This window comes from Williamsia limnetica, assembly GCF_003217475.1.
Classification (GTDB): domain Bacteria; phylum Actinomycetota; class Actinomycetes; order Mycobacteriales; family Mycobacteriaceae; genus Williamsia; species Williamsia limnetica.
The window spans coordinates 1-26,400 of record NZ_QJSP01000001.1 but is presented as its reverse complement, the minus strand read 5'-3'; the positions used below and the strand labels follow the sequence as shown (position 1 = coordinate 26,400).

Annotated in this window: 24 protein-coding genes, 1 tRNA gene and 1 rRNA gene; 6 read left to right on the top strand and 20 right to left on the bottom strand. The window is 65.6% G+C overall.

The window, feature by feature from the left end; translation table 11 throughout:
* Positions 1 to 14: 14 nt before the first annotated feature.
* Positions 15 to 917, bottom strand: coding sequence for an alpha/beta fold hydrolase (locus DFR67_RS00130; RefSeq protein ID WP_110467430.1), 903 nt, complete (start codon positions 915 to 917; stop codon positions 15 to 17).
* A 124-nt stretch (positions 918 to 1,041) separates the two neighbouring features.
* On the opposite strand from DFR67_RS00130, the gene DFR67_RS00125 reads away from it, so the two are divergent.
* From DFR67_RS00125 to DFR67_RS00105, 5 genes are all read left to right on the top strand, one after another.
* On the top strand, positions 1,042 to 1,719 hold the full coding sequence (locus tag DFR67_RS00125; RefSeq protein ID WP_245937626.1) for a HEAT repeat domain-containing protein: 678 nt from the start codon (positions 1,042 to 1,044) through the stop codon (positions 1,717 to 1,719).
* Between the two features lie 2 nt (positions 1,720 to 1,721).
* Positions 1,722 to 2,729: a MerR family transcriptional regulator gene (locus DFR67_RS00120; RefSeq protein WP_110467429.1), complete on the top strand. Its 1,008-nt coding sequence runs from the start codon at positions 1,722 to 1,724 to the stop codon at positions 2,727 to 2,729.
* A gap of 109 nt (positions 2,730 to 2,838) precedes the next feature.
* Positions 2,839 to 3,189, top strand: a complete 351-nt coding sequence (locus DFR67_RS00115) for a hypothetical protein (RefSeq protein WP_110467428.1) — start codon at positions 2,839 to 2,841, stop codon at positions 3,187 to 3,189.
* Between the two features lie 96 nt (positions 3,190 to 3,285).
* Positions 3,286 to 4,104 (top strand): DNA-formamidopyrimidine glycosylase family protein, encoded by an 819-nt coding sequence (locus DFR67_RS00110; protein ID WP_110467427.1) that lies wholly within the window; start codon positions 3,286 to 3,288, stop codon positions 4,102 to 4,104.
* A 74-nt stretch (positions 4,105 to 4,178) separates the two neighbouring features.
* Positions 4,179 to 5,513, top strand: a complete 1,335-nt coding sequence (locus DFR67_RS00105; RefSeq protein WP_110467426.1) for a flavin monoamine oxidase family protein — start codon at positions 4,179 to 4,181, stop codon at positions 5,511 to 5,513.
* Between the two features lie 137 nt (positions 5,514 to 5,650).
* Here DFR67_RS00105 and DFR67_RS00100 read toward each other — a convergent pair.
* The 16 genes from DFR67_RS00100 to DFR67_RS00025 form a co-directional block, all read right to left on the bottom strand.
* Positions 5,651 to 5,724, bottom strand: a tRNA-Pro gene (locus tag DFR67_RS00100).
* Between the two features lie 148 nt (positions 5,725 to 5,872).
* A complete protein-coding gene (der, locus tag DFR67_RS00095; protein WP_110467425.1) occupies positions 5,873 to 7,300 on the bottom strand; it encodes a ribosome biogenesis GTPase Der in 1,428 nt (475 codons plus the stop codon).
* The gene (gene cmk, locus DFR67_RS00090; protein WP_211324915.1) at positions 7,297 to 7,983 is read right to left on the bottom strand and encodes a (d)CMP kinase; all 687 of its coding nucleotides are present in this window, start codon (positions 7,981 to 7,983) and stop codon (positions 7,297 to 7,299) included. Before cmk ends, der begins: the two co-directional genes overlap by 4 nt.
* Before the next feature lie 11 nt (positions 7,984 to 7,994).
* Positions 7,995 to 9,350 carry a pseudouridine synthase gene (locus DFR67_RS00085; protein WP_110467423.1) on the bottom strand — a complete coding sequence of 452 codons (1,356 nt, stop codon included), beginning with the start codon at positions 9,348 to 9,350 and terminating at the stop codon, positions 7,995 to 7,997.
* Positions 9,351 to 9,398: 48 nt separating this feature from the next.
* The gene (gene scpB, locus DFR67_RS00080) at positions 9,399 to 10,112 is read right to left on the bottom strand and encodes an SMC-Scp complex subunit ScpB (protein WP_110467422.1); all 714 of its coding nucleotides are present in this window, start codon (positions 10,110 to 10,112) and stop codon (positions 9,399 to 9,401) included.
* On the bottom strand, positions 10,099 to 10,998 hold the full coding sequence (locus tag DFR67_RS00075; protein ID WP_110467421.1) for a segregation and condensation protein A: 900 nt from the start codon (positions 10,996 to 10,998) through the stop codon (positions 10,099 to 10,101). The genes scpB and DFR67_RS00075 overlap by 14 nt, the downstream gene beginning before the upstream one ends.
* 3 nt (positions 10,999 to 11,001) lie before the next feature.
* Entirely contained in the window at positions 11,002 to 11,898 is an 897-nt protein-coding gene (locus DFR67_RS00070) for a ParA family protein (RefSeq protein WP_110467420.1), read from the bottom strand.
* A gap of 111 nt (positions 11,899 to 12,009) precedes the next feature.
* Positions 12,010 to 12,936: a site-specific tyrosine recombinase XerD gene (gene xerD / locus DFR67_RS00065; protein ID WP_110467823.1), complete on the bottom strand. Its 927-nt coding sequence runs from the start codon at positions 12,934 to 12,936 to the stop codon at positions 12,010 to 12,012.
* Between the two features lie 34 nt (positions 12,937 to 12,970).
* A complete protein-coding gene (locus DFR67_RS00060) occupies positions 12,971 to 13,600 on the bottom strand; it encodes an NUDIX domain-containing protein (protein ID WP_110467419.1) in 630 nt (209 codons plus the stop codon).
* Positions 13,597 to 15,354, bottom strand: a complete 1,758-nt coding sequence (locus DFR67_RS00055) for a CTP synthase (protein WP_110467418.1) — start codon at positions 15,352 to 15,354, stop codon at positions 13,597 to 13,599. The genes DFR67_RS00060 and DFR67_RS00055 overlap by 4 nt, the downstream gene beginning before the upstream one ends.
* A 179-nt stretch (positions 15,355 to 15,533) precedes the next feature.
* A complete protein-coding gene (locus DFR67_RS00050) occupies positions 15,534 to 16,457 on the bottom strand; it encodes a copper transporter (protein ID WP_110467417.1) in 924 nt (307 codons plus the stop codon).
* 27 nt (positions 16,458 to 16,484) lie between these two features.
* Positions 16,485 to 17,672 (bottom strand): putative cytokinetic ring protein SteA, encoded by a 1,188-nt coding sequence (gene steA / locus DFR67_RS00045; RefSeq protein ID WP_110467416.1) that lies wholly within the window; start codon positions 17,670 to 17,672, stop codon positions 16,485 to 16,487.
* A gap of 94 nt (positions 17,673 to 17,766) precedes the next feature.
* The gene (gene recN, locus DFR67_RS00040) at positions 17,767 to 19,536 is read right to left on the bottom strand and encodes a DNA repair protein RecN (protein ID WP_110467415.1); all 1,770 of its coding nucleotides are present in this window, start codon (positions 19,534 to 19,536) and stop codon (positions 17,767 to 17,769) included.
* Positions 19,536 to 20,525, bottom strand: coding sequence for an NAD kinase (locus DFR67_RS00035; RefSeq protein ID WP_281268287.1), 990 nt, complete (start codon positions 20,523 to 20,525; stop codon positions 19,536 to 19,538). Before DFR67_RS00035 ends, recN begins: the two co-directional genes overlap by 1 nt.
* The gene (locus tag DFR67_RS00030) at positions 20,522 to 21,340 is read right to left on the bottom strand and encodes a TlyA family RNA methyltransferase (RefSeq protein ID WP_110467413.1); all 819 of its coding nucleotides are present in this window, start codon (positions 21,338 to 21,340) and stop codon (positions 20,522 to 20,524) included. Before DFR67_RS00030 ends, DFR67_RS00035 begins: the two co-directional genes overlap by 4 nt.
* A 44-nt stretch (positions 21,341 to 21,384) precedes the next feature.
* Complete coding sequence (locus DFR67_RS00025) at positions 21,385 to 21,657, bottom strand: hypothetical protein (protein ID WP_245937625.1); 273 nt, start codon at positions 21,655 to 21,657, stop codon at positions 21,385 to 21,387.
* Between the two features lie 36 nt (positions 21,658 to 21,693).
* Here DFR67_RS00025 and DFR67_RS00020 point away from each other — a divergent pair, with 36 nt between their 5' ends.
* Positions 21,694 to 22,539 (top strand): shikimate 5-dehydrogenase, encoded by an 846-nt coding sequence (locus DFR67_RS00020; protein WP_110467412.1) that lies wholly within the window; start codon positions 21,694 to 21,696, stop codon positions 22,537 to 22,539.
* A gap of 2 nt (positions 22,540 to 22,541) precedes the next feature.
* Here the strand turns inward: DFR67_RS00020 and DFR67_RS00015 are convergent, their stop codons facing one another.
* The 3 genes from DFR67_RS00015 to rrf form a co-directional block, all read right to left on the bottom strand.
* Positions 22,542 to 24,515: an HAD-IIA family hydrolase gene (locus DFR67_RS00015; RefSeq protein ID WP_110467411.1), complete on the bottom strand. Its 1,974-nt coding sequence runs from the start codon at positions 24,513 to 24,515 to the stop codon at positions 22,542 to 22,544.
* Positions 24,516 to 24,657: 142 nt separating this feature from the next.
* Positions 24,658 to 26,187 (bottom strand): flavin monoamine oxidase family protein, encoded by a 1,530-nt coding sequence (locus DFR67_RS00010; protein WP_245937624.1) that lies wholly within the window; start codon positions 26,185 to 26,187, stop codon positions 24,658 to 24,660.
* Between the two features lie 125 nt (positions 26,188 to 26,312).
* Positions 26,313 to 26,400 (bottom strand): 5S ribosomal RNA (gene rrf / locus DFR67_RS00005); the annotation flags it as partial.

Genomic DNA, 26,400 nt, shown 5'->3' with positions numbered 1-26,400 from the left:
TTCCGACCAGCGCTTTACCCCCGCGCGCTGAAATGCTCGATGATCGCCGACTGGATGTCGGCAGCGTCTGGACCCAACCACGCCGACAGATGCGTGCCGACGTCGACAGTGATGAGTTGCGAGTTCGGTATCGCTCCCGCTGCATGAACGCTTTGCGCATACGGCACATCCGCGTCGGTTCTGGAATGAACCAACAGTGCCGGGACGCTCACCGCGGCCAAAGGCAGATCGAGGTGCTTGAACTGTTCGAAGTCGTTCTCGAAGCCCGGCTTTCGCGGCCCGGTCACCGTGTCGAACAGTGCGGTCGCGAACGCCCGCTGAATGTCGTCCGACATGATCTCAGCCGTCAGTTGTTTCGCCTGCGACCGCGTGAGATCGCCCTCGCCCGACAACAGTGTGGTGATTGCCGTCGCCGGCGCCCTCTCGGCCAGGGTGGTGGCGAACCACGTGCCGAGGCGGCCGAAGAGCATTTTCTCCTCCCCGAGTTCGAGCCGTCCGCGAATCGTCTTCGCAGGGTTGAACTCGGTGCTGACCGCGGCTACGGCGACTACCGCCGTGACGCGTTCCGGATACCGCGCGGCCAAGGTATAGGTCACCGGTCCCCCGCCCGACCAGCACATCAGCGCGAATCGCTCGATCTCCAACTCGGACAGCAACGCCGCCACCAGAGCTGCTTGTTGCTGCGGCGACCGATTTTGCTCCGTCAGGGGCGTACGGAGGTATCCGGGTCGTGAGATCGAGACGACGCGGTGGTTCGACGTCATGAACTGGGTCATCAGCGCACCCTGGTCGCAGCCGCCGGGTGAGCCATGGATGAAGACGATGGGCGGCCCGCCACCGAGATCGACGTATTCGACCGGCCCCGCGGCCGTCTCGGCGATCCGAGGTGTCACGTCATCGAGTTCGCGAGCTGCCATGGTGGGTCCTACGTTCGGGGGGTGATCGTGAGAATCCTAGTGGCGACCAGGCGCCAGGGCCTTCGAATAGCACACGAACACTTGACCTTGACACTGTGACAAGGTCGAGACTGATGGCAAGGAGGTGGTTCACATCAGCAAGCCACATGACGCGGATCAGCAGGCACGTCTGATCGATGCCCTCCGCGCACCCAACGCGTCGACCCGACTGCGGGCTGCTCTCGCCGCAGGAACGACACCCGACCCCACGCTGGTACACCCGCTGATCGCGCGCTGCGGTATCGAACCCGACTTCTTCGTCCGCGACATGCTGACCTGGGCCTTGATCCGGCACCCGACGGAACTGACAGTCCCGGAACTGCTCACCGAGCTGTACTCGGGCAACCCGCAGTCCCGCAGTCAATCCCTGCACACCTTGTCGAAGCTCGCTGACAAGGACCTGTGGCGGAAGGTTCCGAAGAGCCTGATGCATGACGCCGACGACGAGGTCGCGCGGACGGCGTGGCGCACGGCCGTTGTCCTGGTGCCACACGGTGAAGAAAAAGTCCTCGCGGCAGAACTCATCACCGAGCTCGGGCGCGGGGATCGCGACCTCAAGCGCAGTCTGAGTCGCGCGTTGATCGCACTGGACGACGCGATCCATCCGCTCTTGACCGCCGCGATGAACAGCAACGACCCAGCCATCCGCGCTCACGCACACGCCACCGAACGGCTGATGGCCGACCCCGACAGCGAGTTCACCATCACCGCCGAGGACGCCCGCCGGATTGCCAACACGGGCAACGCGAGTCGGGACGAGTAGCAATGTTGATCGGCGAACTGGCGCGGCGAACAGGCGTCAGCGCGCGCATGCTCCGGCACTACGACTCACTGGGCCTTGTGAGTCCAACCGCGCGGAGTGACGGAGGGTATCGCGAGTATTCCCATGACGACATCGTCAGAATTTTTCGCGTTGAAAGCCTCCGCTCGCTCGGGATGTCTCTTCGTGATGTTCAACGCGCGCTCGATGATCCCGGCTTCACCCCTGCAGGGCTTGTCGGCGAACTGATTCAGCAGACAGAGCACAGGCTGGAGCGTGAGAAGGAGTTGTTGACAAGGCTTCGCCAGGTCGACCAGACAGACCCGGACACATGGAGCGATGTGCTGGGTTTGGTGCAGCTCGTGCGTGATCTGGGTTCTGATCACCCGGACCGTCGGTATCGGGCCGTGCTCAGCACGGCCGACCACCGGCCGGTGCCCGCTCAGCTCCTCGCGGAGGCACTGCTCGCCGAGGCCGACCCCAACGTCTCCGGGGCTCTTCGGTGGTCGCTGGCGCGACTGGGTGGCGATGGGGTCGCCGCGCTCGCCGCCGGTGTGAACGCGCCGGACGTCGAAGTGCGCCGGCAGGCTGTCCTGGCGATCACTGCAATTCCGGGCGTTGAGGCAACCCTTCTCCTCGAACAGGCCTTGGCCGACGCCGACGTCACCGTGCGGAGTCGCGCAGCCATCGAACTGGCATCCAGAGGCCAGATCGGTGCGGTGCCTGCGCTCATCGACGCGGTGGTCGCGGGGGCTCGCGATGTGGAGGCCGGCGAAGCGCTGAGCAGTCTCGCACACTCCGGGAAGATCGCCGAGATGATCACTGCGATGCTGTCGACAGCACTCGACGTGTCCGGCGATCCGGCCAGCCGGTCCAGGTTGACGCAGGCGCTGTCGGAGATACACGGTCCCGCCGCGCACCTGGCCCTGACCTCTCTCGTCGACCATGAGGACCGCGTGGTCGCCCTGACCGCACGAGCGGTGCTGAGCGCCCGAGGCCGAGCGAAGTCCTGACACGAGCCGATGACATTGCCGAAGTTCGTCGTTTCGGTGTGGCATACGGCACAATACGGACGAAACGTGACGTGACGAGCGTCACTACTGGGTGTGCCGAGGGAACAACATGCAGGAAGAACAGGTGACCATCGTGCAGCTGACGAGGTCAGGCGCGCACGATCAATGGTTCGGGCAGATCTGGGATGCGGTGGAGTCGACGCCGGCGGGATCGCACCTGCACGTCGTATTTCCGCCCGAGCACGACGTCTGGGAGTTCGTGATCGCGAACCTCGGCGGCTGCTCCGGCATCACGATGACATCGGTCCCGAAAATCCACGACTCCGTGTCGGTGTTCGACGCGGTTGCCCACGCACTGGCCGCGTCCGGGCGACCGTGGACGTGGTCCAAGCACCGATCCGGCAGGCGCAAGCCCGCACTCGCTCTACGCGAACGCCTCCGCCGATTGCAGCCCAACTGACACCCGAAAGTTCAGAAAGTGCACCGATCGCCCGGCGGGCGTTGCACCGGTGACGATTCGCGCGTGGTGCGCCGCTGCACGGGGTACAGCTGAGCAATGCCCGAACTCCCCGAAGTCGAGAACGCCAGACAAGTCGTCGAAAAAGCATTGAATCGAGTCATCGTCGACATCGACGACACCGACACGTTCGAGTGCCGCCCACACCGGCCGGGTGAGATCGCCCACGCGCTCAAGGGCGGCATGCTCACCGAGGCCAACCGCCGCGGCAAAGCGATGTGGTGCGAAACCGTGACTGCCGACGGGACACCGGGTCCGACGATCGGTATTCACCTCGGGATGGGCGGGCGAATCATCGTCACCGCACCCGACGGAGAGCAGACCTCGCGGTATGGCGGCGGCGATCCGCATGTAGGTGAACGTGATACCGACAAACCCGAGTGGACGCGTTTCGCCATGACGTTCGACGACGGAGGCGGGCTCCGACTCTTCGACAAACGGCGTCTGGGCAGGGTGCGCCTCGAACCGGATATCGACGCCCTCGGGCCAGACGCCGCGGAGATCACCCGCGATGACTTCCGGCGCCGCATCGGTTCCAGCGGAGCGCCTCTCAAAGCGAGGCTGCTCGATCAGGCAGCCATCGCGGGCATCGGTAATCTGCTCGCCGACGAAGTGCTCTGGCAGAGCGAGCTGTCACCGTCGCGCCGCGCCAAGACACTGACCACCGACGAACTCGACCAACTCCGGGTCGTCTTGCGCCGCGCCATCCGATCCGCGATCAAGAAGGGCGGCGTCCACACCGGCGAGATCATCCCGTATCGGAAGACGGACGCCACGTGCCCTCGATGCGATTCGCCCATGTCGCGTGGGACTGTCGGCGGTCGAACGACATGGTGGTGTTCGCGCGAACAGGCGTGACCAGCCGTGCTTCGATGGGATGAGCGGCACGTCTACGAGCCGCATCCACGAACTGCGGATAGATCGGATCGACCGTGACAGATGTCGACACACTGATCGTCGGTGCAGGGATAGCCGGGCTCACCGTCGCGCGAATCCTCGCCCGCGAGGGACAGCGGGTCGCTGTACTGGAAGCGCGTGATCGGGTGGGTGGCCGGGTCTGGACGTCGCGCAGCGACGACGGTGTACTCGATGTCGGCGCGTCTTGGATTCACGGGATCGACGGCAACCCGGTGGCCGATGCCGTCGACGCTCTCGGTATGCGGACTGCGGAGTTCACCGTCGGGAGCTATCAGCCGGATGGGAGACCGATCGCCTACTACTCACCGACCGGCGCCCGACTGAGCGACGAAGCCGCCGCCCGGTTCGTCTCGGACATCTACTCGTTCAACGAGCAGTTCGCGTCGACCGTCGCTGCATCTGGGCCGAACACCTCGTTCGGCGATGCAGTGGAAGCGACCTTCAACCAACTGAAGTGGGATGACGACCGCGCGATGCGCGTCCGGGAGTTCCTGCGCCACCGGACCGAGGAGCAGCTCGGTGTGTGGCTCGACGACCTCGACGCGCACGGCCTCGACGACGATGCCATCGACGGGGCCGAAGTGGTGTTCCCCGACGGCTACGACCAACTCGCCGCGCACCTTGCGGACGGGCTGGACGTGCGACTCGAACATGAGGTGACACGGGTGCGCTGGACGCCGGACGGCGGAACCGCCGAGACCGCCCACGGCTCGTTCTCCGCGGGAAGGATTGTCGTCACCGTCCCGATCGGGGTGCTGACGTCGCCAGACTTCGTCATCGATCCACCGATGCCCGAGCCTCACGCGAGGGCTTTGAGCGGGCTGGAGATGAACGCGTTCGAGAAGGTGTTCTTGCGGTTTCCCCGCAAGTTCTGGGACGAGGACGTCTACGCCATCCGCAGGCAAGGCGATGCAGGCCGGTGGTGGCATTCCTGGTACGACCTGACCAGCGTGCACGGCGCGCCTATGCTGCTGACCTTCGCCGCAGGACCCTGCGCCAAGGAAACCCGCACCTGGTCGGATGAGCGGATCGCGAACTCAGTCCTCGAGGCGCTCCGGGGGCTGTACGGCGATCGGGTCGTCGAACCTGATCTCGTGCACGTGACCCGCTGGCAGGACGACCCTTATTCGCGGGGCTCCTACTCCTACATGACGGTCGGTTCAGATCGCAGCGATCACGATGCGCTGTCGGCCCCGATCGAGGATGTGCTGTACCTCGCCGGTGCGGCGACCTGGACCGACGACCCCTCGACGGTGACCGGCGCCCTGAAGTCGGGACATCGAACAGCCGAACAGGTTCTGGGTCGCCCGGTCCCGTACAACACGCTGTGGGCTGACCACAGCGACTGAGTTGCCACAAACCCAGCTCGTCCAGGCAAACCCAGGTGCTGCTGCACGTGGGTTTGCCTGGAGCGAGTGGGTTTGTGCGGGCTCTGCCTCGCGAGACGACAATGGCCAGATCGATTTATATCGACCTGGCCATACTGTCGGGCTGACAGGATTTGAACCTGCGACCACTTGACCCCCAGTCAAGCACGCTACCAAACTGCGCCACAGCCCGTTGCGGCTCTTTTCGAGCCGCTGCATGAGATTACCTCAGAGTCGTCCCGGTCCGAAAATCGCCTGGCAGATGAGCTAACGAGCACGCGCCGATGACAGAAAAACAGTCGGCCCCGGTCATTTCTGACCGGGGCCGACTTCTGACATCACTACTTCTTGCGTTCACGCTTTTCGCGCACTCGGACGTTCACCTTCACCGGCGACCCGTCGAAGTTGAACTCTTCGCGCAGTTTGCGTTCCAGGAAGCGGCGGTAGCCGGCCTCGAGGAAGCCCGTGGTGAAGAAGACGAACGTCGGCGGCCGTGTTGCGGCCTGGGTGGCGAACAGGACACGTGGCAGCCGACCGCCACGCATCGGCGGCGGGGTCTCGGCGATGACGGCCTTGAGCCAGGTGTTGAGCTGCCCGGTGGAGACCCGCTTGTCCCAGGACGCCAGGCTTGTCTCGAGCGCCGGTACGAGCCGCTGAACCGCCCGGCCGGTGTGCGCCGAGATGTTCACCTTCCGCGCCCAGGGCACCCGCGACAGGTCACGGTCGACCTCTTTTTCGAGTTGCATGCGGCGGTCCTCATCGACCAGATCCCATTTGTTGAAGGCGATCACCAACGCACGACCGGCATCGATGATCATCGTCAGCACGCGCTGATCCTGCTCGGTGATGGGTTCAGACGCGTCGATCAGCAGCACCGATACCTCGGCCGCCTCGATCGCCGACCTCGTCCGCAGCGACGCGTAGAACTCATGTCCACTCGACTGCTGAACTTTCTTGCGCAGTCCGGCGGTGTCGACGAAGTTCCAGATCTTCCCGCCGAGTTCGACGAGCTCGTCGACCGGGTCGACGGTGGTGCCCGCGACGTTGTCGACCACCGCGCGGTCCTCACCGGTGAGCTTGTTCATCAACGAGCTCTTGCCGACGTTCGGTTTGCCGACCAACGCCACCCGGCGCGGACCACCGGTGAGCGTTGTCTCCCGCGGTGTCTCGGGCAACGCCTCGAGGATCTTGTCGAGCAGATCACCGGTTCCGCGACCGTGGGCGGCAGAGACCGAGTACGGCTCCCCCAGACCCAGCGACCACAGCGCGGCGGCTTCGGATTCGATGCGTTCGTCGTCGACCTTGTTGGCCGCCAGCAACACCGGGGTCTTCGAGCGGCGCAACACCTTCGCGACTGCTTCGTCGGTGGTGGTGGCGCCGACGGTTGCATCGACGACGAGCACGATGGCGTCGGCGGTCTTCATGGCGACCTCGGCCTGCCTCGCCACCGACTGCGCCATACCCTTGGCGTCCGGTTCCCAGCCGCCGGTGTCCTGCACCATGAAGCGCCTGCCCGCCCACGACGCGTCGTACGAGACGCGGTCGCGGGTCACGCCCGGGATGTCCTCGACGACGGCTTCACGCCGTCCGAGGATGCGGTTCACCAGGGACGACTTGCCAACGTTGGGGCGCCCGACGATGGCGACAACGGGCACCGCCACCGCGGATCCCTCATCGCCCAGCTCGGTGAATTCGCTGATGTCCCAGTCGGATTCGTCTGTCCACAGGCCGTCGTCGCCGACGCCTGCCCCATCAAAACTGTCACTCATGCTTTTACCTCGTTCGAGCTGTTTACGTGAATGCGGCGACGCGCCAACTCGACCAGCTCGGCGATCACCTCTTCGATGCCCAGATCGGTGGTGTCGACCTGCACGGCATCATCGGCCATTCGCAACGGCGAGGTGGACCTCGTCGAATCCAGATGGTCTCGACGGATCACGTCCTCGAGCACCGTCGCGTACTCACTGTCTCTGCCTGCAGCGGTGTTCTGATCGTGCCGCCGCTGGGCGCGAGCCTCGGGCGACGCGGTCAAGAACACCTTCAGTTCGGCGTCAGGGAACACAACGGTTCCGATATCGCGACCTTCGAGCACGCTGAGCCCGCTCTGGGCCAGATCCCGCTGTGCCTGCACCAAACGGGTGCGGACCGCCGGAACTGCCGACACCGCCGACACGGCGCGGGTGACGTCGTCGCCGCGAATCTCTGCGCTCACGTCTTCGCCGTCCATGAGGACGATCTGCTTGACCGGACTGTTGGTGACCGAGATCGTCAACCCCTCGGTCGCGTTGTCGATCGCCTCTGCGTCGTCCAGATCGACCCCGGCACGCAGAACGCGCAACGTCGCCACGCGGTACATCGCACCGGTGTCGATGTAGTTGGCGCCCAACGCTGTTGCCACTCGGCGCGACACACTCGATTTTCCGGTACCCGCGGGCCCGTCGATCGCGATCACTGCACGGTTCGTCACATTCCCACCGCCTTGTAGAGCGCGCCGATCTCGTCGTTGCCCATGACCCGAAGGGTGCCGGGACGTTGCTCGCCGACGTTCACGGCGCCGATGTCGGTGCGCACCAGACGAATCACCGGATGGCCTGTCTCGTCGAGCATGCGGCGCACGATTCGCTTGCGGCCCTCGTGCAACGTCAGCCGGAGCAAGGAGATGCCTTCGTTCACGTCCAGCAGAGCGAACTTGTCGACCTTCGCCGGTCCGTCGTCTAGTTCGATTCCCTCGCGCAGCGTGCGACCCAAGCTGCGGTTGACCTCACCACGGACAGTCGCCATGTAGGTCTTGGGCACCTCGAAGGAGGGATGCATCAAGCGATGCGCGAGCTCACCGTCGTTGGTGAGCAGGATCAGTCCCTCGGTGTCGGCGTCGAGCCTGCCGACGTGAAAGAGCCTCTGCCCGGACATGACCCGCTCGGCGACCAGATCACCGATGCACGGACGCCCGAACTCGTCGGCCATCGTCGACTGCCAGCCCTTGGGCTTGTTCAGAGCGAGGTACTGATGCTCTTCGTTGACCACCACGCGAGCGCCATCGACACGGACCACAGCGGTCTCGGGATCGATACGCAAGCCCTGCTCGGTGACGACCTCGCCATCGACCTCGACGCGGCCGGCAGCAATCAGCTCTTCGGCGCCACGACGTGATGCGACGCCGGACTGGGCCAGCACCTTCTGCAGGCGCGTGCCGCCCTTGACGTATGTCGCTCCGTCGCCGCCGACATCGAGCGGGTTCTGGTCGCGGGCGGGCTTGGCGTTGTTGAGCCGTACCTGACCGCTCTTCACATCGGGAGCCGACTTGGGTTTGCCCTCGGGTCCGGGACCCTTGCGATGGGCTTTACGGAAACGCTCGGTGGCGGCGCCTTTTGTGGGCTTTCCGCCGGTGGGCTTGCCAGTCGGCTTGCCACCGGTGGGCCTGCCGCCGGCATCTGCACCTGCGGGCCGTTCGCGATCGCCGTTCGGACGATCACGCTCGGCGCCGGGACGACCACGCTCAGTGCTGGGACGACCGCGGTCACCGGTGGGACGGCCAGAAGTTTCGCCTCGGCGTTCACCTCGCTCCGCATGCCGGGGTCCGCCACGTTCCTCAGATGACCGACCACCGCGATCGCGGGACGGTGCACCACGCCGATCGCCCGTGGGGCGGCCTCCGCGGTCTTGCGCGGGCCTGCCGCCACGACTGTCGGCTCTGGCGCCTCTGTCTCCATAAGGCTTCCGATCGCGATCGCCTGAGGAGTTCGTTTCCTCACGCGGTCCGCGCCTCTTGCCTTTGTCTTTGTTTCTGTCCGGTCTGCCGTCTCGGCTAGCGGGTGCCATGCTCGTATCCCTAATTCCCGGTCGAACAGCTGATCCGCAGTTGCGCAATCAGTCGTCGTCGACGGTGATGTTGTGTGTTTTGTTGTTCAAGTCTGACGTGTTACCTGCCAGTTTGGCGAATCGCGGATCGGCGTTTATCTCATCGCCGAGGGCGTCGATGAGGTCGACGTCCGGCAGAAGGGGCGCCAGATCCGGTAGTTCGCTCAACGATGCCAACCCCAGTCGCTCCAGAAAAAGTTCCGTGGTGTTGTACATCACGGCCCCCGAGTCGACATCGGTGCCCGCCTCGCTGATGAGCCCACGGGCCACCAGGGTCCTGATGACGCCGTCCACGTTCACCCCTCGAACGGCGCTGATGCGCGAGCGGGTGACGGGTTGCCGGTAGGCCACGACAGCCAGCGTCTCCAGGGCCGCACGCGTCAGCTTCGAGCGCGCGCCATCCAGGAGCAGACGCTCGACGTAGGGCGCGAACTCGTTCCGGGTGTAGTAGCGCCACCCATCGCCGGCAAAGCGCAGATCGATGCCGCTGCGACGCTGGTTGAGTTCGGTGGTCATCTGTCGGAGCATCGCCTCGACCCGCACCGGGCTTTCGTCGAGCGCCGCGGCGAACTGGTCGGTGGTCGCGGGACTGTCGGTCACCAGCAGCATCGCCTCGAGTGCCGACCGCAGCTCGTCGTCGTCGAGAGTGTCGGCCTCCGCGTCGAACAGCATCTCGGGGTCGTCGGCAGGTGTGGTCTCGGTATCCGGTTCATCCATAGTCATCTGCCTTGTCGATTGTCACTGCGGCCTCGTCACGCTCGCCGGTCCAGCTGACCATGAGGGCTCCGAGGGCCTCGGGCTGTTCGAACGCGACCGCGCGTTCCCGGTACAACTCGAGCAGTGCCAGAAAGCGAGCGACGACTGCCAGGCCGTTGTCGCATTCGGTCACCAGGTCGGTGAAACTGACCCACGCACCCGCGCCGGCATCGCGGAGGATCTCCCCGATCCGCAACGCCTGCTCAGGCACCGACACCGTTGATACATGCAGGTGTCCGAGTCCGACCTGAGGCACCGGTTTGGGCGTCATCGCGGCGACCGCGACCTCGGCGAACACACCCGGCGACACACCGATGGTCACCTCGGGCAGCAGCGACTCGAATCGTTGCTCCAGCGAGACGGCTCGCGGATAGCGTTGTAGCGCCGCGGCTTCGAGTTCGGCAAACAACACGGCGACCTGTTTGTATGCCCGGTACTGCAGAAGTCGCGCGAAGAGCAGGTCGCGGGCTTCGAGCAGGGCCAGATCTTCGTCGTTCTCCACTTCACCCGACGGCAGTAGACGCGCCGCCTTGAGGTCGAGCAGTGTCGCCGCGACCACCAGGAACTGAGTGGTCTGGTCGAGATCCATCTCGGCGCCGAGAAGCTTGGTGTAGGCGATGAAGTCGTCGGTGACCTCGTGAAGAGCCACTTCGGTGACGTCGAGGCGATGCTGCCCGATGAGGTTCAGCAGCAGGTCGAACGGGCCCTCGAAGTTCGTCAGCTTGACCTGGAATCCGGTCTTCGCGGGCGGGTCGTCGGCCTGGGCGTCCACCGGCGCGGCCGCGAGCGCCGGGGCGTCTGCTGCGGTCGACGGGGTGGTGGGGTCCAGCTCCGGTGGTGACGTCTCGGTCATCGGTTAGCGGGTGCGAAAGATGACTTCGCGGGCAAGGGCCCGATATGCCCTGGCCCCGGCCGACTTCGGTGCCCACGACGTGATCGGCTCACCCGCAACGCTGGTCTCCGGGAAACGGACCGTCCGGCTGATCACCGTGTCGTAGACCTTGTCACCGAACACCTCGACGACCCGCGCCATCACCTCACGGGAGTGCAGGGTGCGGGCGTCGAACATGGTCACGAGGATTCCACCGAGCTTGAGCCGGGGGTTGAGGCGATCGCGCACCTTGTCGATCGTGTCGCTCAACAGCGCGAGGCCACGCAGACTGAAGTACTCACATTCCATCGGGATGACGACGGTGTCCGCGCACGCGAGAGCGTTGACGGTCAGCAGGCCCAGCGAGGGCTGGCAATCGATCAGCACGTAGTCGTAGCGGTCGAGCAACGGGTGCAACGCGCGGCCGAGGGTGTGTTCGCGGCCGACCTCGTTGACGAGCTGGATCTCCGCCGCCGAGAGGTCGATGTTCGACGGCAACAGATCCATACCGTCGACACGGGTGCGCATCAGCACCTCATCCGCCGACACCTGCGGCGGGACGAGCATGTTGTGCACGGTCAAGTCCAGTTCATGGTGCGGTACGCCCAAGCCTGCCGACAGCGCGCCCTGCGGATCGAGATCCACGAGCAACACTCGGCGGCCACACTCGGCCAACGCGGCACCGAGGTTGATGGTCGACGTCGTCTTGCCGACGCCGCCTTTCTGATTGCAGATCGCGACAACCGTCGCCGGCCCGTGCCGGTCGAGCGGCGTCGGCTCAGGTACCTCGCGCAGTGGTCGACCTGTTGGGCCGAGCTCGCCGGGGGTGCCCGGTTTCTCGCGTTCATGGTCGTCATCGCCACGTTGCGGCGTGGTGATCATCAACTGATTCGCATCACGCCCGGGCCGATGAGGTGGCTGTGGCGTTGTCACCCTTGCGAGCCTAGTGCGTCGGCGTGGCGCGACTGTGGAGGCTCACCGTCACCAGACGTTCTACCGCGCACGTGGGTGCGCCAACGCGTACACCTCGCGCATGGTTCCGACTGTCACCAGCGTGTATACCTGCGTGGTGGTGACCGAGGCATGACCCAGGAGCTCCTGCACCACGCGCACGTCCGCCCCGCCGTCGAGCAGGTGCGTCGCGAAACTGTGCCGCAGCGTGTGCGGCGAGACCGATTTGTCCAATCCTGCGCGCGCCGCCGCGTCGACGAGCACCTGCCACGCACTCTGCCGGCTGAGGCGGCCGCCGCGGGTGTTCAAGAACAGCGCAGGATTGAACCGCGACACCAGCGCAGGCCGCCCCCTCACCAGATACGCATCGAGGGCGGCGATGGCAGGCCGCCCCACGGGAACGATGCGCTCTTTGCCGCCTTTGCCCCGCAGCAGCACCGAACGTGAGTCGGTCTCGATGTCGTCGACATCGAGGGCGACTGCCTCGGAGATACGTGCGCCGCAGCTGTAGAGCAGTTCGAGCAGCGCCCGGTCGCGCAACGCCCTGGGTCCGTCGGAGACGTCGTCACCCCCGCTCGCGGCCAAAATCGCCAGCACCTCGTCCACCGGAAGGCTCTTCGGCAGACGACGCGGGGCCTTCGGAGGCGCCACCGCGTGGGCGACGTCGGCGACGACGATCCCCTCGGCAGCGGCGAACTTGTGAAAACCCCGGGTGGCCACGAGCGTTCGTGCAATCGAGCTGTCCGCCAGAGGTGGGCGGTCGTTGTCTGCGTCACCGCGTCGCAGCGCCACCAAAAACTCCCTGATGTCGGATTCGTGCACCTGTGAGAGCGCATCGATGCCCCGATCCGCCAGATACTCCTGGTACCGGCGCAGATCTCGGGCGTACGACTGCAGGGTGTTGCGAGCCGAACCGCGTTCGACCTCGAGGTGATCCAGGTACATCTGCACCTGGTCGGCCAAGGTCATCGGTCCGGTCGAGCTCACGACGGTCCGGTCGAGCTCATGACCCGGCGTGCCGGGCAGCGAATGCCGTCGGCTTGTCGGTCCAGGGCGCGTCGACGTCGCGCAGCGGGACCGAACCCGCTCTGTGTGCGACGAGTGCCAGGATCCCGGAAACCGCGGTCGCGTTCACGATTTCCCCGGAGAACACTTTCTGCACCGCATCCCCTATCGGCACCCAGTGCACGGTCATGTCCGCTTCCTCGTCCTCGCGGTCGGGTTGGTCGGCGGCGCTGATCCCCGTCGCCAGATACACCCGCAGGGCCTCGTCGGTGAATCCCGGCGAGACCGCCACGTCGACCAGCGTGCTCCAGTGTTCGGCGGCCAATCCGGTTTCCTCGACCAGCTCACGCCGCGCCGCCTCGACCGGGGCCTCGTCCGGACCGCCGTCGAGGAGACCGGCGGGCAATTCGAGAAGTCGCCGACCGATCGGATGCCGGTACTGCAAGACCAGGGCTATCTCGTCGCGTTCGTTGACCGCGGCGACGGCCACCGCGCCGTGATGTTCGACGACCTCACGGTGCGCGGTCCGCCCACCGGGCATCACGACCTCGTCCACCCGCAGGGCCAGGATCGCCCCGTCGTAGCGGACGTCGGTACCCACGGTCCGGAACTCGTGCGGCTCGCTCAAGCCCCGGCCTCCACGACACCGGCTTCGGCGCCGGTGACGTCATCGAGGTCTGGATCGCTGTCGTCGTCGCCGTGCACGTTCACCGGCAACCGTTCGGCCGCCTTGTAGCGCAGGGACGCCCGCACGAACGCACTGAACAGCGGATGCGGTCGCGTAGGCCGGCTCTTCAGCTCAGGATGCGCCTGTGTGCCCACCAGGAACGGGTGCACCTCCCGCGGGTATTCGACGAACTCGACGAGGTGCCCGTCCGGCGAGGTGCCGGAGAAGACCAGACCGCTTTCGGCGACCTTGTCGCGGTAGCTGTTGTTGACCTCGAAGCGGTGACGATGCCGTTCGGAAACGTCCACAGATCCATAGGCGCCTGCGACCACGGACCCGCGAATGAGCTTGGCCGGATAGGCGCCGAGTCGCATCGAGCCGCCGAGATCGGCTTCGCCGGCCACTGCCTGCTCCTGGTCGGCCATGGTCGAGATCACCGGGAACGGGGTCTCGGGGTCGAACTCCGTCGAACTCGCGTCGTCGAGGCCGGCCTGGCGGGCCGCGTCGATGACGATGCACTGCAGACCGAGACACAGCCCGAGCAGCGGTACTCCGTGGGTGCGGGCGTACCTGATGGCACCGACCTTGCCCTCGATACCGCGGATGCCGAACCCACCGGGTATGAGGATGCCGTCGGCCTGGGCCAGTGCTGCCAGAGCCCCGGCGTCCTCGATGCAATCGTCGGACTGCACCCACACGAGCTTGACGTGCGCGCGGTGGGCAAACCCGCCGGCCCGGATCGCCTCGGTCACCGACAGGTAGGCATCGGGTAGTTCGACGTACTTGCCGACCAGCGCGATTGTGACCTCTTCGCGCGGTTCATGCACCCGCTTGAGCAGCTCACCCCACACCGTCCAGTCGACGTCGCGGAACGGCAGACCCAGCTTGCGGACGACGTAGGCGTCGAGTTGCTCCGAATGCAACACCTTGGGGATGTCGTAGATCGACGGGGCATCGGGAGTCGAGATGACACCTTCGACCTCGACATCGCACATCAGCGCGATCTTGTTCTTGAGGGGTTCGGGCACGTCACGATCGCACCGCAGGATCAGGGCATCGGGCTGGATGCCGATGTTTCGCAGTGCGGCGACGGAGTGCTGGGTGGGCTTGGTCTTGAGCTCGCCCGATGGCGCCAGATACGGCACCAACGACACGTGGAGGAAAAAGACGTTGTCCCGACCGACATCGTGCCGGATCTGCCGGGCCGCCTCGATGAACGGCTGCGATTCGATGTCGCCGACCGTGCCGCCGATCTCGGTGATCACCACATCGGGGATCTCGCCGTCGGCGTCTGCCTGGCTCATCGCCCGGATCCGGTTCTTGATCTCGTCGGTGATGTGCGGGATCACCTGGACTGTGTCGCCGAGGTACTCACCGCGCCGCTCTTTCGCGATCACCGTCGAATACACCTGCCCTGTGGTGACATTCGCGAATCCGGACAGATCACGGTCCAGGAAACGTTCGTAGTGACCGACATCGAGGTCGGTTTCTGCGCCGTCCTCGGTGACGAACACCTCACCGTGCTGGAACGGGTTCATCGTTCCCGGGTCGACATTGAGATAGGGATCGAGCTTTTGCATCGTCACCCGCAGTCCGCGGGAGGTGAGCAACTGGCCGAGGCTGGAGGCCGTCAGACCCTTTCCGAGCGAGGACGCGACGCCCCCGGTGACGAATATGTGCTTGGTGCCTGATCGCACATGGCGTAATGGTCGCAACGCTTCTCCCGTTCGGCTGGAGACGAAGCCGGCGGAGGAACCCGCCACCGGCAACGCAGGCAAGAAAACCTTGCCTACCTACGGGACTCCACGGTAACACCACTGAGCCGAATTCTCGGCCTTGACACGGGTGATCACCCACCGGCGATCCGGTGACGCCGGCGGGTGGTCGCCTCCGGTCAGCTCTCGGGTGCGATCGCGGTGGCACCGGGGCCGGTGCCGTACGCGCCGTGCTTGTCGCCCAACTCGTCGGACAGGGCGAGCACCGTGGTGATCCGGCCGGTCGCCTGGTCGACGTTGTCCACCGTGGACACCTGTGCGTTCAGCGCAGGATCCGCGCGCACCACGGCGATCGGCGACGAGCCCTCGGCAGAACCGGTCCGCCCGACGAGAACCGTCCCTGCGCCGCGCTCGGAGAAAGCCGCCGCGAACCGCGCGACAACCTGCCCCCGTGCGCCCGAATCCTCGGCAAACTTGTTGCCGGTCACGATGATAGCCAGCTGCGCTGGGGATACGGCACCGTCGGCGTAGTCGACGAAGCCGCCCTGCTTGAGGGCGGCGAGCCCGGCGTCGGTCTCACTCCCCGACACCTGCGGCTCGGCATCTCGAGGCGACAGCTGCAACAACAGACCGAGCAGGTCACCGGTGCGGCCACCGGAGTCGGTCAACTCGGTCCGCAGCGTGCTGCCCGGTGGGATCGATTGGTCGATGATCGACCTGACCTTCTCGGCGCTCTGGTCACTGACGAACTCATCGGTGAGAGCGAGTTGACCGTTGAAGACCGCACCCGACTTGTTGAGATTCTCCTTGACCGCGGCCACGTCGCCTTCGTCGGCACCGGGTGTGGTGACGATCAGCACCGGCCGATCGCGCAAGGTGCCCTCGAGCAGACGACCCGCGATCGCCGTATCGAAGTTGTTGGCTGCGTTGACGTTGTTGGTCAGCTGCTGATTCTCGTCACGCAATTCTTGCTCACGCTTGTCCTGTGCGTCGCTGGACGATCCGAATGTGTCAGCGACAAATCCGGATCCCAGCACCACACCCACAGCAAGAGCCAAGAACACCGCGACCAGCGAAATAGCATGCTGGCGAAGCGAAATCACTACTTATCCGATCCAGCCCTGACGGGCTCACTCATTCCAGACCTGCTGGACCCACTCGGTCAGCCGGTTCCACTGATCGACGATCCAATCGGTGACCTCGCCCCCGGCACTGGACATGAGGACCGCGACGATCAACGCGACGAGGCCCGCCAGGATCAGCAGAGCTATGGCGGCTCCGGACACCCGCGAGCGATACAGCGTGGCAACAGCCTTGGAATCGACGAGCTTGGGGCCGACCTTGAGCCTGGTGAGGAACGTCGACGGGTTCGACTCCCGCAGGCTGCGGTCGAAGAACTCGTCGAGCGACGCGGCGTGTCCCACGGTGACGATCAACGCGGCTTCGTGATGGTCCACCAGTAGCAGCGCGAGGTCGGCTGCCGAACCGGCGGCGGGGAACGTCATGGCCCCGATCCCCAGGTCCTGGATTCGTTCGAGGCCCGGGGCGTGACCGTCGGGATCGGCGGGCAGCACCACCTGCGCGCCGGATTTCAGCGTCGCCGACTTCATACCTTCGGGGTCGCCCACGATCAGGTCCGGTCGGTAGCCCAGATCCATCAGGGTGTCGGCGCCTCCGTCGACGCCCACCATGATCGGCTGATACTCCTTGATGAACGGCTTGAGCCGTTTGAGATCTGCGACGTGATCGGCGCCATCGGCGACCACCACCACGTGGCGGCCTTCGATGCGCACGTCGACGTCAGGTACGCCGACGCCGTCGATCAGCAGCGGCGACTCACTCCGGATGAACTCGATGGTGTTGCCCGAGAACGCTTCCAGATGATCGACGAGGCCGGTCTTGGCGTCGATCATGAGGTCGGCGATCTCACGCTCCCCCAGTTCGGTGCCCTTGGCCAGCCGCCGCTCACCGGTGTACAGGCCGCCCTCGTCTGCGCGGATCTTGGCGCCGTCCTTGATGCGCTTGAACACCTCGACACCGACATCGTCGATCAGGGTGATGCCCGATGCCACCAGCAGCTCGGGTCCGAGGTTCGGGTAACGCCCGGAGATGGACGGCGAGGCGTTGACCACCACCAGGACGTCGGCGGCCACCAGGGCGTCGGCGGTGACCCTGTCGAGGTCGACCTCATCGAGGATCACGATGTCCCCGGGGCCGACTCTGGAAAGGAGTCGTTTGGTGTTCTTGTCGATCCTGGCGATACCGCTGATCCCAGGCAGAGTTTCGGTTGTGCGTGACAGCAGGGCAGGCATCTTCATGCGAGAAACACTGAACCACCACTCGACAGTTTTGGTGGAGGCGCGCCGTAACACACGCCACTTTTGTCACATGAGTAACATCCGTGTCATTCCGTCAGAAGGCGGTTTTCTCGTTTTCCGCGGTACTCAGCAACTCCTCCGCATGCGCGCGGCCGGTGTCGGAATCGCCGAGGCCGGCCAGCATCCGGGCCAGTTCCGCCACCCGCTCGTCACGGTCGAGAACTTCGACCGAACTCGTCACGCGGCTCGACTTGGACTTGCCGGCCGATGTCTGTTTCCCGATCAGCAGGTGATTGTCGGCAAAGGCCGCGACCTGAGGCAGGTGAGTGACGACGATGACCTGATGCGCACGCGCCAACTTGGCGAGCCGCCGCCCGATCTCGACGGCCGCCCGGCCACCGACCCCCGCGTCGACCTCATCGAACACCATCGTCGATCCGCCGCCCGGACCGGCGAGTACGACTTCGAGCGCAAGCATCACGCGCGACAGTTCGCCGCCGGACGCCGACTTCGCAATCGGTCGCGCCTGCGCACCGGCGTGTGCGGTCAGTCCGAATTCGACCTTGTCGACACCGTGTGAACCAGCATGCAATGTACGGCCGTCGATATCGATTGCGCGGCGGCCGGAGTCGGCCGAGTCGTCTGGCACGACGGAGACCTCGAGCTGTGCATCCCCCATCGCGAGCCCGGTGAGTTCCGAACTCACCTTGGAAGCAAGCGATTTGGCGGCCTTGACGCGCACCTTGGTCAGTTTCACGGCCGCGGCGGCGACGTCCTCGCGTGCGGCGGTGACGCGGACCGCGAGCTCGTCGAGCGACTCGGACGAGTCACCGATCTCGGCCAACCGGGACCGCGCCGAGTCCGCCCACCCGATGACCCCGTCGATGTCGGGGGCGTACTTACGCACCAAGGACTTGAGCTCGGCTTGGCGTTGCAGCAATTGCTCCAACTCGGCCGCATCGACCGGCAGTCCGGAGACAAACGAACTGAGTTCTTCCCCGATGTCGCCCACCACCGTCAGCGCCTCCTCGATCCGAGGCAGCAGGGCCCGCAGCGTGTCGTCGGCTTGGGTCTCCAACATCGTCCGCGCCGCACCCAGTCCGTCGAGAACCGATGAACCACTCGCGACATCGGCGTCGGGGCCCGCCCCGGTGACCGCGTCGAGCGCGGAGACCGCCGCGGTACGAATGGTCTCGAGGTCACTGAGCCGACGGACCGTCGCGGCGATTTCTTCATCTTCGTGTGGTTGCGGCGCAACCTTGTCGATCTCGTCGAGCCCGAACTTGAGGCGATCCGATTCCTGAGCGATCTCACGGGAGTTGGCCTGTCGATCACGGAGTTGGTCGGCCAAGGTGATCCAGCGCTCGCGCGCCTCGCGATAGGTCTTGAGCGGCTTCGTGATCGCCTCGGCCGAGAATCGATCCAGCGCGTCGCGCTGATGCTCCGAACGCAGCAGCCGCAGTTGGTCGTTCTGTCCGTGGATCGCGAGCTGTCCACTGGTGAACTGGCCGAGGAGCCCGACGGGCACCGACCGGCCACCCAGATGTGCACGTGAGCGACCGTCGGCGTTCACGGTGCGCACCGCGATGACGGTGCCGTCTTCGTCGAGCTCGGCACCGGAGGCGTCCAACACCTCCGCGGCATCGGCACCCGTCGTCCGGAAACGTCCTTCGACAACAGCGCGACTCTGACCCGAACGGACGCGGCCCGCGTCGGCGCGCGCACCCGAGAGCAGGTGCAGACTCGTCACGACCATCGTCTTGCCCGCACCTGTCTCACCCGTGAGCACGGTCAGTCCTTCATGGAACTCTGCGCCGGCCTTGTCGATGACGCCGAGTCCGCTGATCGAGATCTCTTCGAGCACTAGAGTTGCCTTCCCCTCCAACCGGTTACCGGCAGTTCGAACTTGCGCACCAATCGGTCTGCGAACGGGTCGGAATCGATACGGACCCAGTGCACCGGTCTTGCGCCTCTGACGATTTCCACGCGACCCCCGGCGGGGACCTCGATGTTGCGGCGGCCGTCGCAGGCGAGCAGGGCATCCTGTCCGCGGGCCAAGACCTCGATCGCGACCAGCGACCGCGGACTGGTGACCATGGGCCGGGCGAACAGGGCATGGGCGTTCGACGGGACCAAGAGGATCGCCTCGAGGTCGGGCCACATCACCGGGCCGCCGGCCGAGAACGCATACGCGGTGGACCCCGTCGGAGTGGACACCAGGATGCCGTCGGCGCCGAAGGCGGAGACCGGCCGGCCGTCCACCTCGGTGATCAGCTCCAACACCCCCTGCCGCGACAAGTTCTGGATGCTGGCCTCGTTCAGCGCCCAGCTCTTCGCCACCACCTGTCCGTCGACATGCACGGTGATGTCGAGCGTCATGCGATCCTCGACCTCGTAGTCGTGGTTGACGAGCTTGGCCATCACCTCGTCGACGCGGTTTGCTTCTGCTTCGGCCAGAAATCCGATGTGACCCAAGTTGATACCCAGCACCGGCACCTCGACGGGGTGGGCGAGCTCGGCGGCGCGCAGGAAGGTCCCGTCACCGCCGAGCACGATGACCACCTCACATCCGGCCGCGGAGGTTTCGTTCCCTGCCGTCACTGCGACATCGGCACCGATCTCGCGCAACTCCGCCGGATCCAGCGGATACACCGTGCTCAGATACTGCGGGCCCGGATGACTGGGCATCGTGTCGTGATCGACTACCCGAAGGGCGATCCCGGCTTCGGCACATGACCGCGCGATGACGGCCATCGTCTCGTGGACGTTGTCCCGGCCGGTGTGAGCGACCACAAGGAACTCCCGTCCCTGATGCCCCGCCGTCGAAGCCGTGCCACCCACTGGGTTCGTCACTGGGGCCCTTTCTCGATCGCGTCCGCTATCGCTGCCCGCACAGTGTCGTCCACCGATGCCGGTTCCGGCTGTTTCCGCAGCCAGAGAAAGTATTCAACATTGCCGGAAGGGCCGGGCAATGGGCTCGCCACCGCACCGAGCGTCGCGAGCCCGTAGGTCGCGGCGGTCTCGGCCACCGCGGTCACCGCTTCGGCCCGCAACTCACCGCTGCGCACCACACCCCCCGATCCCACCCGATCCTTGCCGACCTCGAACTGCGGCTTGACCATCGGTAGTAGGTCTGCGCCGGGCTTCGCACAGTTGGCGAACGCCTCGAGGACAAGGTTAAGGGAGATGAACGACAAGTCGGCGACCACCAGGTCCACCGGACCCCCGATCTGGTCGGCAGTCAGGCTCCGCACATTGGTCCGGTCGTGGATCTCGACGCGGTCGTCGTTCTGCAGCCGCCAGATCAGCTGGCCGTACCCGACGTCGACCGCCACCACCTGCTGGGCGTCGCGACGCAGCAGGACATCGGTGAATCCGCCCGTCGATGCGCCGGCATCGAGGCAGCGCCGCCCCGCCACGCTGACGCCCTGCGGCTCGAATGCAGCGAGGGCGCCGAGCAACTTGTGAGCGCCCCGGGAGGCCCACCCCTCGTCGTCGCCCTCGGCCACCACGATCGGCGCACCGAGATCGACGTTGGTGGCCGGTTTACTCGCGACGGTGCCATTGACCTTCACCCGACCCGATTCGATGAGTTCGCGAGCGTGGTCCCGCGACCGCGCTTCGCCGCGGCGCACCAGCTCGGCGTCGAGGCGGGCTCTACGCGCCATGACGTGGACGACGTCGCGCGCCCGGTCCTCTCGATTGCACGGACTCAGGCACGGTCGACCTTCTCCAGGGCATCGGTGAGAACTGCGTGCGCCTTCTCGAGCAGGTGGGCCTGACGGGCCAGGCGCGCGAGCGCCTCACTGTCGGCGGTGTCCCCGACCGCTGCCGCGATGTCGTCGGCCTGTTCCAGCAGCTCGGAAACCTGGCGCCGGATCTCATCGGGATCCACGGTGTGGGCCGACTCGTCGAGCGGCGCGGTGGGGCGGGGTCCGGGGACCGGACCGGGTGTCGGGCGGGGTCCGGGCAGAGGTTGGTTCATTGCCTGCCAAGGCTAGTCGATTGTTAGCGTCTAGTGATGACCTCCACCACCGCGGGCGCCGGCGCACCGGATGCCCGAGTTCTACGACGCGACACCCAGCTGTGCATCTCGCTGTCGGGACGACCGAGCAACATCGGGACGAAGTTCCACAATTACCTCTACAACGAGCTCGGGATCGACTTCGTCTACAAGGCCTTCAGCACGGCGGATCTTCCCGCAGCGGTCGCCGGGATCCGCGCCCTGGGCATTCGAGGTGCCGGCATCTCGATGCCGTTCAAAGAGGACGTCATCGAACTCGTCGACGTCATGCACGACTCGGCAGCGGCCATCGACTCGGTCAACACCATCGTGAACGAGGACGGCATCCTGCACGCCTACAACACCGACTATCAAGCGGCGGCGAACCTGCTGCGAGAGCGCGCCCTGCCGAGGGACTATTCGGTCGTTGTCTCCGGCAGCGGCGGTATGGCCAAGGCAGTGGTCGCTGCGCTCCGCGACGAGGGATACACCGACACCGCGGTGATCGCCCGCAACGAGCAGACCGGGCGGGCACTCGCCGAGCGCTACGGGTTCACCTGGCAACCCGAGCTGGGTGCCGCACGCCCGGACCTGCTGGTCAATACGACTCCGGTGGGTATGGCCGGAGGTCCGGACGCCGACGGTCTGCCGTTTCCGCCTGCCGCCATCGACGAGGCCAAGGCCGCGTTCGATGTCGTAGCGATGCCCGCCCGAACCCCACTCATCAGTGCATTCGACGGCCGCCCGGTGATCACGGGCGCCCAGGTGATCGCGTTGCAGGCGGCCGAGCAGTTCGTCCTCTATACCGGCGTGCGTCCCTCAGACGCCCAGATCACGGCGGCGTCCGAGTTCTCCCGCAGCTGATATCAGACCAGCAGGCCGGCGCTCATCAACGCCGACTGCGCCCCTTCTTCTGCAGCCTCGATGACCCACTTCGTCGAGGTTTCGCGAGACCAGGCCTCGTGCAGTACGGCGTACAACACGGCTGCGGGATCTGCGCCGTCCTGGGCCACGACCGTGAGGGTGTGGTCGAGCACGCTGACATGCCAACCGGGCCGCGGGCCGACGATGACACTGTCAGCGGCAGCATTGAGGCCTTGCAGATCCGACGCGATGAACGTCGGACGCTGGGCCTCCGGAGCGTTGAGGGCATCGACCACGGTGCTGACGCCCGTCAATACCAGCAGGCTGTCGGCCTCGATGGCGTTCGCGCCCTCGATGTCGGTGTCGAGGCGGTCTCCCACCACGAGCGGCGTCTTCGACCCACTCCGGTTCACGGCGTCGACCATGAGCGGCGACGCGGGCTTACCGGCAACCTGTGGTTGCTGTCCCGTCGCATTCGCGACGGCGGCCACCATCGAGCCGTTGCCCATCTGGAGACCGCGCTCCGTCGGCAGCGTCGCGTCGACATTGCACGCCACCCAGAGCGCACCCGCACGGATCGCGAGAACCGCCTCGGACAGGATCGCCCAGCCCGTCTCGGGTGAATGTCCTTGAACGACAGCGGCCGGTCGGTCGTCGGCGCTCCGGGTCACCCCGAGGCCTGCGGATCTGACCTCGTGCACCAGCGCGTCGGTTCCCACTACCAGGACACGCGATCCCATCGGCAGCTGTTCGGCCAGCAGTCGCGCTGCCGATTGCGCACTGGTCACGACCTCATCGGGCTCGGCCCGAAAACCCAGCTCTTGCAGATGCTCTGCGACATCGACGGGAGAACGGCTCGCATTGTTCGTCACATAATAGTTGCGTTGCTCGCCGGCATCGAGTGCTTCCTTCGCTCCGGGGATCTCGTTCTTTCCCGCGTACACGGTCCCGTCCAGATCGAGAAGCAACACATCGTATCCGTCCCGCAGGCGCGCACCGGGTTCGGCGGGAGCAGCCGGTACCAGCTGCGGCACAACCTGTTTCGGAGCATTCTGCGTGACAGGCGCCGCGCTGACCTCGGACACTGCCTTCGGGGTCTCTGCGTGGACCGGAGCAAGCAGTTCGGTCTCGTCCTCGAGACCGCTGTCGGGTTCGCCGGCGGCCGATTCGGGCTCGGCCAATTCCATCAACCGGTCTTCGGCGTCGGTCACATCGTCGTCGTCCGCAGAAGCTGCGTTCATGAACCAGGTGATCGCGTCCTCGCGCCGGCCTGCTGCGAGCAGTGCAGCGGCGTACGCGTAGAAATACCGCGCCGCGTCCGTGCCGACGCGAGCTGGGTCGAGGTCCTTGGTCTGGAGGGTGACGATCGCCTTGTCGTATTCTCCGAGGTCGAGGCGCGCACCCGATTCGACTATCCGCATCTCGGCGGCGTCCTCGTCTGTCAGGGCTCGACCCTCTTCGCTGCGTGCGACATCGATCGCACGTTCGGGCCGTCCGAGCCCACGCTCGCAGTCGGCGATCATCGGCAGCAAGGCGTTCCCGCCGGACATTCGCCGCGCGGCCCGCAACTCCGACAAGGCCTCGGCCCACTCGTGTGCGGTGTACGCGGCAATCCCTGCGGCTTCGCGGACCATTGCTATACGGCCGGCCCGGCGACGAGCAGCGCGGGCGTGCTCGAGCGCGAGTACCGGGTCCTCGTCGAGGAGCTTGAAAGTCATGATGAGGTGGCGTGAGACCGTATCGGCGTTGGTGCGGTCGAGACTCAGCAGATCGCGGCGAACCTCCGTGTCCAGATCCTGCGGGAGGACATCGTCGGGCAGTGGAGGCTCAGGCGGGCGGTTCGCGGATCCGGTACCACGGCGCGCGTCGGAGTCGTTGCGGAAATTGCGACCGCCGGGGCCGTCGCGGCGATCAGTAGGTCGTCCACCGCCCGAGTTGCCACGTCCACTGCCACCACGATTGTTTCTGTCGTTCACGTCTGCCTCTTCGTCACGATCGCACCACTCACGCCGTTGACGGAGCCGATGGATTCACGCTATGTAGTTGCCTGTCCTGGCCGATCGGCCAGCCGCCAGAGTAACCGCCGGAACCACCAGCGCGCGAATTGGTCGAGCTCCGCTACCGTGCGCCGAGTACTTCTTTCGCCGCCCGGTATCCCGATCGGACCGCGCCATCCATGTAGCCGGTCCAGTAATCAGAGGTCTCGGTACCCGCCCAGTGCACCGGGCCGACGGGAGCTCGCAGCGCAGTCCCGTAGCGGGTCAGCGTGCCGGGCCTGCTGACGGCCACCGGGCCGCCCTGTGACCACGGTTCCAGGTCCCATTTGAAGATGCCGTGGTCTACGTGGTCACGGGCCTCTGGACCGAAGTAGTCGACGAAGTTCTGGGTGCACTCCGCGGTGATCTGCTCGTCCGGTGCCTGATCTAGGCGACGCATCGAGTCGGCGGAGATGAAACCCATCAGTACGTGATTTCCCTCGGCATAGTTCTCGAAACAGACGTCGATGGGTTCACCGTTGCCGATGACCTGTCCCGACATCCCCTTCTTTCGCCAGAAGGGCTCGCGATACACGGCGGCGAACTTGCTGATCGCGCCCATGCGATATCCGGCGTGCAGGCCTGCGCGAGCGGGCGTGAGACCCGAGCCGTAGTCGATGCCGCCGCTGATCGCCGGTGACATGGCAACGATGACCTTCTTCGCCTTCACGACTCCCGAGTCGGTGACAACTGTCACCACCTCATCGGTCCAGTTGATCGACCGCACCGGGGCGTTGTATACAACCCGCTCAGCCAGTTCATTCGCCATCCGCAACGGGATGAGGGCAGCGCCACCGACGAACAAGCGTTCCTGCGCGCCGCCGGCGGTGCTCAGTAAGCGAATCAGGCTGCCGGGATTGGTCTCGTCACCCGCCGACGCCACGTAGTTGAAGAAGTACAGTGCCGACAACTCGTTCGCCTCCACCGACAGCGCGGCAGAACTGGCCAGGCTCAGGAGCATTCGCGCTGTCGGCGAGATCGTCCGCGACTCCAGCCACTGTTGCCAGGTCACCGAATCCAGATACTCCGCATCTCGATGCTTCCAAGGCTCACCCACCGGGAACCCCAGCAGTGGTTCGAGTTCGAGCTGGGACAAGGCCAACGCTGCCTCAGGTGAAGCCGGGTCGATGGGTAGACCGAGGGCAGCGGGCATCGTCGAACGCCGCCCACTGTTCCAATAGACACTCTCGCCTTCGTTGTAGGTCGGCAAGGAGACGACGCCGTACTCCTGCGCCAATGCGGCGATGTGCGTCTGAGTCGGACCGATGAACTCCGCGCCGGCGTCGAGCGTCACACCGAGTTTCGGGGTCGAGATGTTGTGGACGCGACCGCCGGCCCGCTCTCGTGCCTCGAGTACCACCACCGACCGGCCCGCCTGCGCGAGCTTCTTCGCTGCTGAGAGACCGGACAGCCCGCCGCCGACGACGACCGTGTCATACGTCTGAGCGCCGATGCTGCCTCCTGACGCGGCCGACGCGACGCCGGATCCAACAAAGCGGCTCCCCAGGGCGAGCCCTGCAGCTCCGATCGCCGCACCACCGAGAAGTCGGCGACGACTCAAGGACGACACAGTCAGCATGGGTGAAGCGATGTTGTGCGGCGAACTCGACATGGCAGGAATCGTAGCCGCTTCCGGCCGATCAAGTGGGTCGTTTGACCCACTTGAGGCGCTGGAGACAGCAAAATACCCCGTATCTGAAGTCGCGAGACTTCGGATACGGGGTATTCGCAAATTGTGTTCGGCGGTGTCCTACTCTCCCACACTGATTAGGGTGCAGTACCATTGGCGCTGGTGGGCTTAGCTTCCGGGTTCGGAATGGGACCG

What these genes read in the sequence shown, in the direction of transcription:
- DFR67_RS00070 (WP_110467420.1), bottom strand. Translation starts at nt 11,898, where the DNA reads ATGATCACCACGCCGCAACGTGGCGATGACGACCATGAACGCGAGAAA.
- DFR67_RS00030 (WP_110467413.1), bottom strand. Translation starts at nt 21,340, where the DNA reads ATGGCGCGTAGAGCCCGCCTCGACGCCGAGCTGGTGCGCCGCGGCGAA.
- DFR67_RS00130 (WP_110467430.1), bottom strand. Translation starts at nt 917, where the DNA reads ATGGCAGCTCGCGAACTCGATGACGTGACACCTCGGATCGCCGAGACG.
- DFR67_RS00075 (WP_110467421.1), bottom strand. Translation starts at nt 10,998, where the DNA reads ATGACCGAGACGTCACCACCGGAGCTGGACCCCACCACCCCGTCGACC.
- DFR67_RS00120 (WP_110467429.1), top strand. Translation starts at nt 1,722, where the DNA reads ATGTTGATCGGCGAACTGGCGCGGCGAACAGGCGTCAGCGCGCGCATG.
- scpB (WP_110467422.1), bottom strand. Translation starts at nt 10,112, where the DNA reads ATGACTATGGATGAACCGGATACCGAGACCACACCTGCCGACGACCCC.
- steA (WP_110467416.1), bottom strand. Translation starts at nt 17,672, where the DNA reads ATGAAGATGCCTGCCCTGCTGTCACGCACAACCGAAACTCTGCCTGGG.
- DFR67_RS00115 (WP_110467428.1), top strand. Translation starts at nt 2,839, where the DNA reads ATGCAGGAAGAACAGGTGACCATCGTGCAGCTGACGAGGTCAGGCGCG.
- DFR67_RS00085 (WP_110467423.1), bottom strand. Translation starts at nt 9,350, where the DNA reads ATGGCACCCGCTAGCCGAGACGGCAGACCGGACAGAAACAAAGACAAA.
- DFR67_RS00025 (WP_245937625.1), bottom strand. Translation starts at nt 21,657, where the DNA reads ATGAACCAACCTCTGCCCGGACCCCGCCCGACACCCGGTCCGGTCCCC.
- DFR67_RS00010 (WP_245937624.1), bottom strand. Translation starts at nt 26,187, where the DNA reads ATGTCGAGTTCGCCGCACAACATCGCTTCACCCATGCTGACTGTGTCG.
- DFR67_RS00110 (WP_110467427.1), top strand. Translation starts at nt 3,286, where the DNA reads ATGCCCGAACTCCCCGAAGTCGAGAACGCCAGACAAGTCGTCGAAAAA.
- der (WP_110467425.1), bottom strand. Translation starts at nt 7,300, where the DNA reads ATGAGTGACAGTTTTGATGGGGCAGGCGTCGGCGACGACGGCCTGTGG.
- DFR67_RS00020 (WP_110467412.1), top strand. Translation starts at nt 21,694, where the DNA reads ATGACCTCCACCACCGCGGGCGCCGGCGCACCGGATGCCCGAGTTCTA.
- xerD (WP_110467823.1), bottom strand. Translation starts at nt 12,936, where the DNA reads ATGACCTTGGCCGACCAGGTGCAGATGTACCTGGATCACCTCGAGGTC.